General features: G+C 36.9%; 10 protein-coding genes, 2 tRNA genes and 6 pseudogenes. 8 read left to right on the forward strand and 10 right to left on the reverse strand.

The genetic code is table 11. From position 1 onward, the window contains the following. Positions 1–513 precede the first annotated feature (513 nt). Positions 514–1,062: pseudogene (locus ACFIKX_RS02455) on the reverse strand (phage terminase large subunit family protein); the annotation flags it as partial. After that, positions 1,055–1,636: a hypothetical protein gene (locus tag ACFIKX_RS02460; protein ID WP_375628881.1), complete on the reverse strand. Its 582-nt coding sequence runs from the start codon at positions 1,634–1,636 to the stop codon at positions 1,055–1,057. The gene ACFIKX_RS02460 and the pseudogene ACFIKX_RS02455, both read right to left, overlap by 8 nt. A 60-nt stretch (positions 1,637–1,696) precedes the next feature. Between ACFIKX_RS02460 and ACFIKX_RS02465 the strand changes: the two genes are divergently transcribed. The 5 genes from ACFIKX_RS02465 to ACFIKX_RS02485 all read left to right on the forward strand — a co-directional run bounded on the left by ACFIKX_RS02465 (position 1,697) and on the right by ACFIKX_RS02485 (position 3,265). Continuing rightward, complete coding sequence (locus ACFIKX_RS02465; protein ID WP_375628882.1) at positions 1,697–2,011, forward strand: type II toxin-antitoxin system RelE/ParE family toxin; 315 nt, start codon at positions 1,697–1,699, stop codon at positions 2,009–2,011. A gap of 16 nt (positions 2,012–2,027) precedes the next feature. Next, the gene (locus tag ACFIKX_RS02470; RefSeq protein WP_375628884.1) at positions 2,028–2,324 is read left to right on the forward strand and encodes a HigA family addiction module antitoxin; all 297 of its coding nucleotides are present in this window, start codon (positions 2,028–2,030) and stop codon (positions 2,322–2,324) included. A gap of 75 nt (positions 2,325–2,399) precedes the next feature. Beyond that, positions 2,400–2,609, forward strand: a complete 210-nt coding sequence (locus ACFIKX_RS02475; RefSeq protein WP_375628886.1) for a hypothetical protein — start codon at positions 2,400–2,402, stop codon at positions 2,607–2,609. A 124-nt stretch (positions 2,610–2,733) separates the two neighbouring features. After that, complete coding sequence (locus ACFIKX_RS02480) at positions 2,734–2,997, forward strand: type II toxin-antitoxin system RelB/DinJ family antitoxin (RefSeq protein ID WP_375628888.1); 264 nt, start codon at positions 2,734–2,736, stop codon at positions 2,995–2,997. Further along, positions 2,984–3,265, forward strand: coding sequence for a type II toxin-antitoxin system YafQ family toxin (locus ACFIKX_RS02485; RefSeq protein ID WP_375628908.1), 282 nt, complete (start codon positions 2,984–2,986; stop codon positions 3,263–3,265). Before ACFIKX_RS02480 ends, ACFIKX_RS02485 begins: the two co-directional genes overlap by 14 nt. Positions 3,266–3,368: 103 nt before the next feature. Here ACFIKX_RS02485 and ACFIKX_RS02490 read toward each other — a convergent pair. The 7 genes and pseudogenes from ACFIKX_RS02490 to ACFIKX_RS02520 all read right to left on the reverse strand — a co-directional run bounded on the left by ACFIKX_RS02490 (position 3,369) and on the right by ACFIKX_RS02520 (position 7,323). Next, positions 3,369–3,826 (reverse strand): annotated as a pseudogene (locus ACFIKX_RS02490) (antA/AntB antirepressor family protein). A 592-nt stretch (positions 3,827–4,418) separates the two neighbouring features. Beyond that, positions 4,419–4,959: pseudogene (locus ACFIKX_RS02495) on the reverse strand (hypothetical protein). A gap of 42 nt (positions 4,960–5,001) precedes the next feature. Further along, a pseudogene (locus tag ACFIKX_RS02500) lies at positions 5,002–5,321 on the reverse strand (hypothetical protein). A gap of 167 nt (positions 5,322–5,488) precedes the next feature. Then, a pseudogene (locus ACFIKX_RS02505) lies at positions 5,489–5,820 on the reverse strand (type II toxin-antitoxin system PemK/MazF family toxin). Then, positions 5,820–6,038, reverse strand: a complete 219-nt coding sequence (locus ACFIKX_RS02510) for an antitoxin (protein ID WP_375613730.1) — start codon at positions 6,036–6,038, stop codon at positions 5,820–5,822. Before ACFIKX_RS02510 ends, ACFIKX_RS02505 begins: the two are co-directional and overlap by 1 nt. A gap of 233 nt (positions 6,039–6,271) precedes the next feature. Continuing rightward, positions 6,272–6,523 (reverse strand): annotated as a pseudogene (locus ACFIKX_RS02515) (hypothetical protein); the annotation flags it as partial. Between the two features lie 714 nt (positions 6,524–7,237). Continuing rightward, positions 7,238–7,323, reverse strand: a tRNA-Leu gene (locus ACFIKX_RS02520). Between the two features lie 146 nt (positions 7,324–7,469). Here ACFIKX_RS02520 and ilvA point away from each other — a divergent pair. The 3 genes from ilvA (at position 7,470) to ACFIKX_RS02535 (ending at position 10,986) form a co-directional block, all read left to right on the forward strand. Beyond that, positions 7,470–8,747, forward strand: coding sequence for a threonine ammonia-lyase IlvA (gene ilvA, locus ACFIKX_RS02525; RefSeq protein ID WP_375608747.1), 1,278 nt, complete (start codon positions 7,470–7,472; stop codon positions 8,745–8,747). Positions 8,748–8,782: 35 nt separating this feature from the next. Then, on the forward strand, positions 8,783–9,313 hold the full coding sequence (locus ACFIKX_RS02530; protein WP_375628910.1) for a hypothetical protein: 531 nt from the start codon (positions 8,783–8,785) through the stop codon (positions 9,311–9,313). Between the two features lie 290 nt (positions 9,314–9,603). Next, complete coding sequence (locus ACFIKX_RS02535; protein ID WP_375628890.1) at positions 9,604–10,986, forward strand: DEAD/DEAH box helicase; 1,383 nt, start codon at positions 9,604–9,606, stop codon at positions 10,984–10,986. 1,368 nt (positions 10,987–12,354) lie between these two features. Here ACFIKX_RS02535 and ACFIKX_RS02540 read toward each other — a convergent pair. Continuing rightward, positions 12,355–12,429, reverse strand: a tRNA-Asn gene (locus ACFIKX_RS02540). Positions 12,430–12,433: the final 4 nt, after the last annotated feature.

Consider the following 12,433-nt stretch of genomic DNA (forward strand, 5'->3'; position numbering starts at 1 on the left):
AGCCCTCCAAATTTTTCATTTTCTCTTTGTATAGGCAAGAGAAAACTTTGCAAACAACATTTTTTCTTATATCGCGTTTTGCGTTTTCTGGAAAAGAAGCATTATGTGGGTTAATGACTAACCACGATGACAGCCCTTCGCATTATCCTCTTTTGAAGAGTGCTCAATCTTATAGTTTTTGAGATTATTTTCATTTTGATTGCTAATCTCCTGAAATTACTTTATTACTTAAAGAGTGATTTTGCTCGTCTACGCAGCGATTAGTAGGGTCTGAAAGCCCTAAAGTTCGATCATAAATGAGCCCACTCTGTGGGTGTCTCGGAATTATGGGATATTTTTCTATGTCTAGGTGCTATGAGCACTAAAAGTAAAAATCTGGTTCGTATTCAATACTTTCAGGCTCTCGGAATACTAATGCGAGGGTGCTCGCAACCGGCGGGGGATTTGAAAGTGAAAAGCAAAAAGCCACATTTTAACGACATTTCTATAGGCAAAAAATCGCTTTCAAAGAAAACTGAGAGGATAGGCATCCACCTCATCTAAAATCAGATAACGAATAGGCATGGAACGCAAACCAGCTGCACTGTTTGCTCCTGTAAGCATCAATGCCCCACCATCAAACTCTTTCGAAAACATGGTATTCCCGCTGTCACGTGCTCGTGCTGGGGCTATGCGTTCACTTAAAACTGCACTTGCCATAATCATAGGATCAAGCCGCGTCTTTGAAAGCTTTTTGGCTGTCTCAACCGTTGGCATCACATAAAGGGCAGGTCCTGGACTATAATGAATAGCATAACCGCAGAAATTTAATCCTGCCTCTGACATGCCAACTTGCGCCCCTTTCATGACAATAGTTGTTTCAATTGGCACGTAGGAGGAAAGATTATCCATGATTTCGCGCAAATAGGGGGTCCGCTTTGTTCTCCACAATCCAGGTTCAGCACTTGCTACGGTGCTAAGGTATCTATTCTTATCCGCCCATTGCGAAACCGTATACGGTGGGTCCGGTTGTCTTGCATTATTGGCATGGGCGAAAAATTCTTCGACTGCATTGTCATCCATTATTCGTTTCTTGCAAGTTCTCTAACTCTGGAGAATGAGGATCATGAAAAGGCACTGGAATATTAACCGCCTCAAGCAAAGCGGTTCTCATAGTGTAATCAATAGCACCAATAAGGCTGGCCGCATCACATCCAACTTGTGCAGCAATGCTTGCACCAAAACGATGAGGAAAATTCAACATAGCATCACGGTGCGCTCTTCCAAACTCACGAGCTGCCTTTTTCATTTCTTCTCGATCAACAGTGGTTTCGCGTAAGCGTTCAAGTGCAATCTTTTCGCTTTCAAGGGCAACTTGCATTCGCTCCAGTTTTATCTTGTATTCATTGGCTCCATCTGTAGAGGCTTGTTTGATCTTTGTCCGCGGTTGACCATCAGGCGCTAAAAATGGAGCAGGGCGCTTTGTTGGATTCTCATTCCAGATGCTTGTGGCAAGGGCTTCATTGACAGAACCATCTTCAAAAAGAGCCGCATCAAATTTACCTGTCTTTATCCGAGAAACCACCGCATTATGTGAAACACCCATCTTCTTCGCAAACGCACGAACCGATAGACCCTCACGATGCTTCTTGGTCATTTTGCACCTATTGCTAAATATTTTTCAACATTCATCCTTTTTTTAGATTAGTATCATGCTATGATATATAAAAGAGCGAATGAAGGTGATTTGGTGATTGAATCTTTTGCGGATAAGCGTTGTAAAGATCTTTTAGAAGGTAATCCGCTTAAAGGTTTTCCAACAACTCTAGTACGTATAGCCCAAAGAAAATTGTTTATGCTCGATAAAGCAGTTGACCTCAAAGATTTGCGCAGTCCTCCAGGAAATCGTTTAGAAGCATTGAAAGAAGAGCGTAAAGGTCAATATTCTATTCGTATTAATGACCAGTTTCGTATTTGTTTTGAATGGCGTTCTAATGGCGCCTATGAAGTTGAAATCGTAGATTATCATTGATCTGTAGGAGGTCGAGATGAAAAATTATATTGCTATACATCCCGGAGAAATTTTACGGGAGGAATATTTAAAAGAATATGCTCTCTCTGCTTATGCCCTTGCAAAAGCATTAAATGTTCCACGCACGAGGATAGAACGTATTATTGCGGAAAATAGTCCAGTGACTCCAGATACAGCATTAAGATTAGCCTATTTTTTTGATACTACTGCTGAATTTTGGCTTAACATGCAAGCTGCTTATGACGTTAGTATATTACAAACTGAAAAAGCAGACGAATTTGCCAAAATCAATAAATTTGAATGTAGGGTTTAATGATCTTTCCACTCTTGAGGTTTGACGGCATAACAGATAATTGACGATCCGGTATAATCGGGTGTATATTCCGGTATGCAAACGGAAACGCTTCAAGTCACACAAGAATTATTGGTTTTCAAAAAAAACTTTAAAATAAGATGTGGCTATACAAAAGAAGATTTGGAAGCTGTGGATTCTCCATCATTGACAGATGAAGAACGTGCACGTCTAAAGCCAGCTAAAGATGTTTTACCCCCCTCTTTCTTTAAATATGTAACAAAAGAACGCCGTAAACGTGGGTGAAAGTCTAAAAAAGCAAGCGGTTGCTAAATCAACCACCTCTCCACTTTAAAAAATGATGCTTTACAGTTGAAATTATACTTCAATTGTATTACATTGAAATACAATTGAGAAAGGAGAAGTCATCATGGCTGCCAGTCGTATGGTTCAAGCGCGTGTACCAGAAGAAATTCAAAATGTTGCTAGTCAAGTTATTCAAGCCTCTGGTTTATCAGTAAGTGATGTCGTGAGAGTATTGATGACACGCATTGCGCAAGATAAAGCTATTCCATCCTTTTTGTTTCAACCCAATGCGGAAACCATAGCGGCTTTTGCTGAATTGGATGAGGGCAACTTAAAAAAGTTTCATTCTGTAGATGAATTATTTGATGATCTCTATGCGGACGATTGAACGTACCACCATCTTCAAACGTGATTTCAATCGTGAAATGAAAGGACGGTATCGGCATCTTTTAGATACTGATTTGCGCCAAATCATTGCAGCATTAGCAAATGACCCGCCTTTAGAACCTCGATATCATGACCATGCATTGACTGGGAATTGGAGCAATTATCGAGATTACCATATTCGACCTGACTTAGTGTTGATTTATCGCTTGATTGGTCAAGATCGATTGATTTTAATGCGTTTGGGCTCCCATTCAAAACTTGATCTTTAAACCACCTCCCCATTTTTGAGAACGGGGAGGTATGTCATATTCCTTTAAATCTAAGCAGTTTCACGACAGATCTTGCTAAAACGCGTTTAGCTTCTTTTGTAACTTATTTGTAATGATCAAGCTCTTTTTTGATTTCATCTATTTTTAAAAGACGACCAAAGATGATACCTATGATTTTAGAATAATTTGTCAAAACATGTTGGCGAAGATAGTAAAATCATCAAAGCGTTTATCACTATCATAATTAGTAGATTGGCTTTTTAGTTTCTTTTCACATTCAATAAAATAATGGCGTGCTTGGCGTCCTTTCTCATTGCGTTCAACCATTGAGAGCTCTTTCGCCATGTCTAATATGATGTGATATTCTGTACTTGGACGACCACCTTTAGGTTTCGCTAAAATTTTAGCGAAACCTATAAAGGCCTTATTTTCTAGGAAGCTGTACTCCTCAATGTGATTTTTTATCCAATTTCTAAATTCCGATTTAACTTCCAAAAACGTATGCAATTCACGCGCATTAACAGTTTGAACGGTTTTCGGATCAATGACTTGTTCTGATATTTTTAAGAATGTTCATAATGAACTCCTATCGATTAGACGTTCCTTAATGACACTCTAAAAGAGTGCTGGGCACTAAGAAAAACGGCATCTAGTCCGTCGTTACGCCTTTCCTCGAAGGGTGTTATATAGTATAGCCACACCTGACAAAGCTATTATATGCATGTAGCATACAATGAGTTAAAGCTTTTAAATTGCGGAAGATTAGTTATTTCGGCAACTAATCCGCTAGTTGTTTTGAGGCACCTGATTCGAAAATACCTATTACTATAGAATTGTTCAGCAACAAAAATTACTTTTTGCTAAGAAAACGTTTCACATACTGTACAGTGTACATATTGAAATTGTTATCTATCAATGAGTTAAGTGTACAATGTACAGTCAAATTGAAAATTCTGTCGCTAGCGATAGTTCGCACTAGCCTGTCCCGCAACGAAGCCAACCCGCTGAGAAGTACCTTTTATATTGATTTTATTGACTTTTTTATGGAAAAACAAAGCATAAGTGATAATCTGTTTTTAAAATTGCAATCAAAGTGTGTAATGCATAAACTCATAAGGATATGTAAGATATAGATAAAGCTTGAGAACATGATCTAGCCTTTCTTATTAGCAGCGTATTCTTGACGAGAAAGTTGTCTCTGTATATTTTTGGTTAATCTTTCATTGGCATATTGTGCAATAGCACTTGTAATCTCTGGCTTTGACATCACCCTAGCAATTGAGGGTTCCTCTTGTTTTGCAATGGGGAATTGATCTCCATCCGCTCTTTGAAAAACATTACCCTTCATCTTTTTTAAATCAACACGCTTTGGAAAACTCCCATCCTTGATAAAAACATGGGCAAGATTTGTTTTTTTCCAAACAGTTGTGTAAGTCACGCCGCGTTTTGTTCTTTTGCTTTAAAAAATTTAAGAAGTATCGGTGTTCCAGAACGAATGATATCTGTCTCAAGAAACCTTGCTGTCGCCTTTTCTTTAATATAAATACCTTGCTTAACATGCTTTGATTGGGCAGATGTAACATCGGCAATTTGCTTTTCAGTAAAGCGTTCGACTGTTTTGCTGCGGTGTTTAGAGCATTACGCAAAGCCCAATTAAGGTGTGGTGCTTGAAGACTGGTGAAGGTATCCTTCACCTGTTGAAGATACCATTTTTGGTGGATGATTAACTTCAACGTCTAAGCCTTTTTAAGAGTAGGTGTTGATGGCTTGGAAGCTTTAGATGCTTTTGGTTTTTCGAGTAAGGTTTCTTCAGTCATTGGTTCAGATAATGTTTGTGCTACTTCTTGTTCTATCTGCTTAATTTGTTCAACTGTCTTTTTAGGTTTTGCTGTTGTTTTGACGTCAACAAAAGGTTTTGCAGCATTGGCGCGCTTGAGACGTGCGTAGACCTGATTAGAAACTTCAACAAATGGATTATTGGGGGTAATGGTTCAAAGCGAACAGCGCTTTTATTGTCTCCAACAACACACATTGACGTAGTGATGACAGCTTTCATTATGGCTCCTTTTGAGTCATAATTAATGACATCATTAGTCAAATATTGATTTTTATTCTGTGAAAAATTGATTAGCTGATTGTCAGCAGAAAAAAATCATGATCTTATGCTTTTTTACTTTTTACCTAAAGTTGGTGTTTTTAAACATTTAAAAGTGTAGAAAAAATTCAAGTAAGAAATGTTGATAACCTTGCTAAGACTTCATCCATAATTATATATGGAATAGTTTCCATTCTTTTTCCATTACGCGCTACTATATCTAAAGCACGCGGTTGGTCACAGCGTATCACACCTGTTGTATGCAGCCCTGTTCCCACCAATGAAACAGCAAAGCCTGCTATTCTAGCAAAATTTCCTCCACTCGTAATGGGCAAAACAATGGGTGTTTTTGTTAAACGATTAAACGCCTCCGGTGACACAATCAGTACAGGACGCGTTCCTTTTTCTCATAGACAGAGGTTGGGTCAAGCGATACAAACCAAATTTTACCTCGCTTCATTACAAGAGCTCTCTGCCAATAAGCTTAGCATCAAACCACTCTACATCTTTATCCGCAAAATCGTCCGAAGGATTACATTCGGCTAACAATTCTTCAAGAGTGTAATTTTGCGATATTTGTGGTTTTACAACCAATTGTCCATTATCAATAGCCAAACCCACTTGCATATTTTCAGTAAGATGAAGAACATCAAACAATGCAGGCGGTATAGAGAGCATAACGGATCCTCCAACTTTACGTAATTTTGTTGTGCATAAAACGCCCTCTCTAATATTATATAAAAATATAACATAAAGTCCATGATTCAATAGCTTTTAATGCTTTTGTGCAAATGTTTAAGAAGCGCATTTAGAGCAATACGCAATATACTCTGAATAAAGTCAATATTTTTTTAATTTCTGAAAAACATAAAAATATAAAAGTTATAATACCAAACAAGGCTCTTAGCTGCTTATCTGTAAACATATTTATTTCTTGCGGTTTTCGATAATTTTTTGATCTCTCTGTTGATCTCGTCTATAAGAGGTTCGTAATTGAGAATGCTTTTCGGAATATCACCACCGTAAACTCATGCTTTTACTTGCGCTTTGGTACTAAAATCCGCATTCTTAGGTGTTTTGTAATACTGACCACCATCAAACTTTTCACACTCTCTTGTGCCGTCTTCGTATTCGTAGAGGTTGTAAAAATACTCCTCTGTCCCAATCTGTTGTGATCTTCATTTTTGTAAGCCATTGCTGAAAACGCAAATAGCGCCTACTATCGCCTTGAAAACGAAAAAATTCAAAATTGACAAGTGCCACTTGTTATACTGCTGTCTACACGAGAAATCGCCCAGCCTGTCTTAGATCTAGATCAAGGCAGAGAACGGTTTGTGTATTGATGATCATCTTCCCCCATGAAGGCTGTTGCGTATTTATATGTGCGCTATGACAGAGCGTGTTGTGATTGCCTGTTTTGAAAAAATGGTCGTGAGAAAGTACTTGAAACTACTTTTGGGCCAATTTTTTACTGCCATTCGAGGAAAAATAATCTTAGAAGCAGTTGATTTTCGAATTAACTCTTCTTGTTTTTGAATCACATCTTTTTGTGCACGTATTATTTCAGCTTCTTTATCTATTATTTTGTCTTTTGCATCTATCTCTTTTTTGAGCTTTTGCGTCGTTTTACAAGAGTCATGAAGAGTATAAGCCAATCCCAAATTAGCAATATTGATTGCCTCTCCATCCTATAAAGACGAGGAGGAGGTCAAAGTGCTAAAAAGGTACCTCAAAAAGCAGCAATGATTCGTATTTTAGTACCACCGCGGTGCCGTCTTATAGCGTTATAATAAAGTTACGAAAGGTGGTTTAGAAGGTGCTTTAATTTTTTTTGATTTTTAATAAATCATTGGAAAATAAGAGAGATTAAGATAATCTGGTGCGGACGGCGGGACTTGAACCCGCAAGGTCTTCGACCGGCAGATTTTAAGTCTGCTATGTTTACCGTTTTCATCACGTCCGCGATGTGAGTTCTCTCATAAGCTATATCTTTTATTGAATCAAGAATTAATGACAAAAGAAACATTTTTCATTTTTTAGTGAAATTTTGACTGACAATAGTTTCCTTTATCGATAGAAAAAGCTTTTATAATGTAAATAAAGTATGAAATGATTAGTGTTATGAGTCAATTTATTCAAGACGTCACAAAAGCTATGGTGGGATTGCATCACGTGTTTGCTGAAACACCACTTCAAAGAAATGATTTTCTTAGTCAAAAGTATGATGCAGAAATTTATTTAAAGCGTGAAGATTTAACACCGGTGCGGTCTTATAAGATTCGTGGTGCTTTCAATTTTGTTTCAGAAATGCTTAGCTGTATATCACCAGATTCTGCATTTGTTTGTGCTTCAGCGGGGAATCACGCGCAAGGGGTTTCTTTTGTTTGTCGTTATTTTAAACGTAAAGGCGTGATTTTCATGCCTATGACAACGCCACAACAAAAAATTGAAAAAACACGTATTTTTGGTAAAGAATTCATTGATATTCGTTTGGTTGGTGAAACATTTGATCAATGTTATGAAGCTGCGCAATCCTTTGTCGTAGAGAGCGGTGGTGTAATGGCTCCACCTTTCGATGATATTCGCATTATTACAGGGCAGGCAACAGTGCTTTGTGAAGCTGCTTTACAATGGAAAAAACTCAATGGAGAAAGTGAGCCAGATTTGATGATTGTGCCGGTAGGGGGGGGTGGTTTGGCAAGTGGAGTGAGCAAGTTTTTACATGAATATGGTTGGAAAACAAAGCTTCGTTTTGTTGAGCCGCAAAGAGCTGCAAGTTTGCTTGCTTGTTTGGAGAGTGGAAAACGCGTCAAGCTTGAAAGCATTGACACTTTTGTAGATGGTGCTGCTGTGGCTGAAATTGGTGCTCTAAACTATACAATTCTAAAGCAATTTCCCCCTGATTCTGTCATTACGGTTCCTGAAAACCGCGTTTGTTCTACGATGGTTGAAATGCTTAATGTTGAAGGTGTGGTTCTGGAACCGGCTGGTGCTTTATCGATTGATGCGCTTAACAGTATTCCTCCTCAAGAGTTAAAGGGGAAAAAAATTCTTCTCGTTATTTCAGGAGGTAATTTTGATTTTGAGCGTTTGCCAGAAATTAAAGAGCGTTCTTTACGTTTCCAAGGGTTGAGAAAATATTTTATTTTTAGTTTTCCGCAACATCCTGGTGCATTGCGTCATTTTCTTTCCACATTATCGCCAGATGATGATATCGTACGTTTTGAATATCTTAAAAAATCAGCGAGAAACTTTGGTTCTGTATTGGTTGCGATTGAAACAAAAAAATACGGTAATTTTTGTCTTTTAGAGGAAAAATTTCAAACGTTAGGTTGGCGTTACCGTGATATTACTGATGATCAAACTTTATTTGATTTTGTTATTTGAAAAACTGAAATTTTACTAAAACAAGAAGTATAATGATGAAACCTATTTTTTATTCGGTGCTGAGTCTATTTTTCTTTTTGATTGTTAATCAACAGAGTTTAGCATCTCAGCCAACAATAGTACAAAAAGGTGAACTTTCAAGAGTCGTTGTTGATGTCAATAATGCTATAAAAAATGGGGATTTTATGCCTATTTCTCGTTATATGCCTGAGCGGCTTTATAAAGAGATGGCACATCGATTGAATACAACAGAGAGTGCTTTACGTAGTGATTTTCTTCAACAGTTGCATAAGAAATTTGAGGGGGTGCCTTCTGGTGCTTATTATTTAGATAAAGAAAATATAGAGTATTTACAAACTGATAACGGTACTTTGTATGCTTTAATTCCAACAGTTCTTGAGATGAAAGATCGCATCATTCAATATAAAACTTTGGCGATTTTTGATAAAACACAATGGTATTTAATTTATGGCGGTCAAAAAACTTTACAAAATCCAGTTTTTCTCGAGATTTATCCTGATTTTATCAAGGTACATTTACCGATGGACACAATCATCAAAAAGTAAACGATCTAAATATTGTTTTTATTCATGATAAATGTATTTCGTAAAGTTCTTGCTTTTTTATCATAATCCAAAGATAATAGAGATGAAGGCATTTAGGCTGGTTTGTTGGCTTTTTGTAAAGTGAAGTTTATACGCCTTTATCTTGATTTCAAGGTGTTCATGAGTTGCGCAAGCCGCTTTTTAGGCGTTGCTTCATTTAAAATGTCAGGGATTTCTCTTGCGCGGATTCTTGAGTGGAGAGTTCAGATGGTTACTTCTTTTGAGTTCTTCAGCTAAGGAAAGATTTTATTTTGCCTATAAAAGAAGAAAATGTTTTTACAAAGTTAGGTTTGCCTACTCTTTTGATTAAAAATTTACTCATTGCTGGGATGAGTAAACCTAAACCTATACAAGAACAAGCTATTCCAGTTATGTTGAAAGGACACGATATTTTAGGTGTTGCTCAGACAGGTTCTGGAAAAACCTTGGCATTTAGTTTGCCTATTTTAAGTCAGATTTTGGCTTTAGGTGATAAACGCTGCCCTAAAACTGCACGCGCTTTGATTTTAGCTCCAACGCGTGAACTTGCTGTTCAGATTGATGAAACGATTTGCACTGCGGCGAAAGGAGCACATCTTTCAACATGTCTTATTTTTGGGGGCGTATCACGTTTAAAACAAATTAAACGTATGGAAGCAGGTGTGGATGTTTTGATAGCGACTCCAGGGCGTTTGAGAGATCTTGTTCGTGAAAAGTGTGTTGATCTTTCCCAATCTCGTTTTTTGATTTTGGATGAAGCAGATCGTATGTTGGATATGGGTTTTATTCATGATGTTAAGCAAATTGCAAAGCTTTTGCATCAAGAGCGTCAGACAGCACTCTTTTCTGCAACAATGCCGAGGGAAATTGCTGTGCTTGCAAAATGTTTACTCAATGATCCGGTTAAAATTGAAGTTGTTCCTCAAGGTACTACGGCTGTAGAGATTTGCCAAAAATTATATTGTGTTCCTACGAATGAAAAAAAGAATGTTTTAAGTAAACTTTTAACAAATCCAGCTTTTGATTCGGTTATTGTTTTTACTCGAACTAAACATGGGGCAGATGCTGTCACACGTAGTTTAGAAAAGGTAGGATATTTAGTCGCAACAATTCATGGAAATAAATCACAAGGTGCTCGCCAGTCTGCTTTAAAAGCTTTTCGTGAAAGATCTGTGCAGATCCTAGTGGCAACAGATATTGCTGCACGCGGTATTGATATACTAGGGATAAGCCACGTTATTAATTACGACTTACCAGATGAAGCTGAAAGTTATGTACATCGTATTGGTCGTACAGGACGTAATGGCGCATCTGGTGTAGCACTTACGCTTTTTGATGAGAAGGTAGAAAGGTCCCGCTTGCGTGCTATAGAGCGCTTGATTCGTATGAAATTGGTGGCTGAGGCTGTTCCAGAACAATTTGCAGCGTTTCCAGAAAAGCCAATTGTACGAGAAAGTAAAGAAAAAGAAAACGATAAGGAACGCCGTTTTAAAAAATCTAAACGTCAAAAACAGTTTTTAGGTCGAAAAGATGATACCGCACAGTTGCAGCGGAAGAATTCTTCACCTCAAAATGAGAGGCATAAAAAAGCAAAAACAGTAGTAAAGCGTGCAAAGCCTCTTCGTTTTCGAAAATCAGTTAAGAGGGCTGCTTAGATAAAGTCTTGAAAAAAGATCATGTACTGGAGATTTTTTACTTTTGTTGATTTATTCTCAATTGAAAAGAGCTATAAAATACTCTTGTCAAAGTAAGAAGATCCTTTAGAGGTTTTCATTTTTTAGAAATGAAAACTTCTAACTTTTTGGATTTATTAAAAATCTTTATTGTAGAGGCAATTATTTATTTGCTTTATTCCTATTTTTTTAAATGGGAATAAAAGTAGATTTTATTTATATAAAACTATTTTTATAAAGGATGTGTTTTATCTTTAATGATAACTTTTAATTTTAAAATTGATGTCTAATAATAACTCATTGTTTTATATATTGAATAATTCATTATATCGTATTTTTTTCATTTTTAAGTTATTTATGCGGATCAATCAAAAGTATTCGCTTGCACGTGATGTGTGAAGTTGTCATATAGATAATCATTTGAAAAATAAATAAAATAATTTTTATAAACTCTTTCCAAGGCAATGGGGGATTCTGAGATTGAGAGTTGGAAAATAGTACGATGGTATGGCTTTTATTATAAATAAAGATGGGGCTGATCAATCGATTTCATTTTATACCATTTACGGGTGTCATTGTGAAAGAGTCTTGGCGGATTTAAGAGATATCTCTTTAAAAAAGCATGTGACTGCATAATACAATAGCGAGAATGTCATGATTTCTGAAGGCTTTCTCAGGATTCTTAACAATTTAGCTCGTTATCTTGGTTTTTACTGTAAAACTATTATTTGGGGGATATAAAGTATTTGGGGGATATAAAGCCTATAAGATTTTATGTATTAAATGTTTTATGACAGTGTGGTGAACAAGGCAAGGTTGTTTGTAAAGCGTTGAAGTGGTTAGCAGGAGAAATAACCTGTTAGATAAGACGTCGGAGTGTTTACAGACTTGTTTTATGTTTTTTTGCTTTTAGGATGGGGAGGAGGTTATGTGGGGTGTATGGAGATAATATATGACCTTGATTGTTGTTTCTTTCATTTTTCAAAATGATTGCTTCATGAGCAGGTTTTTAAGTTTAATTCCTTTATTGAGTACAAATCATTCTTTCTTTGGGAAAAAATATATGAGACCGATTCATTGCTGATGGAGCTTAATAATTCATCTCTGATGAAAGAAATCGTAATTTATAATGTGCAAATAATTGCAGTGTCCTCTTATAAAGGCGCGGTAGTTTGAAAAAAGTATTTAAAATGAATCAATCGCTTTTTGCGTTCATTGCAAAAAACACATCCCGTAGGATATTGCGTTTCTACTTTATTGCAAAAATCCTATTCCATTACTTTTATTAACGAATCCCTCATGTCTAAAAACTTTAGAAAAAACAATAAACTACGTGGAATAAAAGAAAAGTGGCTCCCCGGGCCGGATTCGAACCAGCGACCAACCGGTTAACAGCCGGTTGCTCTACCGCTGAGCTACCGGGGAATGG

This window comes from Bartonella sp. CM86QHHN, from assembly GCF_042194695.1.
Lineage (GTDB): Bacteria > Pseudomonadota > Alphaproteobacteria > Rhizobiales > Rhizobiaceae > Bartonella.

What these genes read in the sequence shown, in the direction of transcription:
- ACFIKX_RS02460 (WP_375628881.1), bottom strand. Translation starts at nt 1,636, where the DNA reads ATGACCAAGAAGCATCGTGAGGGTCTATCGGTTCGTGCGTTTGCGAAG.
- ACFIKX_RS02485 (WP_375628908.1), top strand. Translation starts at nt 2,984, where the DNA reads ATGCGGACGATTGAACGTACCACCATCTTCAAACGTGATTTCAATCGT.
- ACFIKX_RS02470 (WP_375628884.1), top strand. Translation starts at nt 2,028, where the DNA reads ATGAAAAATTATATTGCTATACATCCCGGAGAAATTTTACGGGAGGAA.
- ACFIKX_RS02530 (WP_375628910.1), top strand. Translation starts at nt 8,783, where the DNA reads ATGAAACCTATTTTTTATTCGGTGCTGAGTCTATTTTTCTTTTTGATT.
- ACFIKX_RS02465 (WP_375628882.1), top strand. Translation starts at nt 1,697, where the DNA reads ATGATATATAAAAGAGCGAATGAAGGTGATTTGGTGATTGAATCTTTT.
- ACFIKX_RS02480 (WP_375628888.1), top strand. Translation starts at nt 2,734, where the DNA reads ATGGCTGCCAGTCGTATGGTTCAAGCGCGTGTACCAGAAGAAATTCAA.
- ilvA (WP_375608747.1), top strand. Translation starts at nt 7,470, where the DNA reads ATGATTAGTGTTATGAGTCAATTTATTCAAGACGTCACAAAAGCTATG.
- ACFIKX_RS02510 (WP_375613730.1), bottom strand. Translation starts at nt 6,038, where the DNA reads ATGCTCTCTATACCGCCTGCATTGTTTGATGTTCTTCATCTTACTGAA.
- ACFIKX_RS02475 (WP_375628886.1), top strand. Translation starts at nt 2,400, where the DNA reads ATGCAAACGGAAACGCTTCAAGTCACACAAGAATTATTGGTTTTCAAA.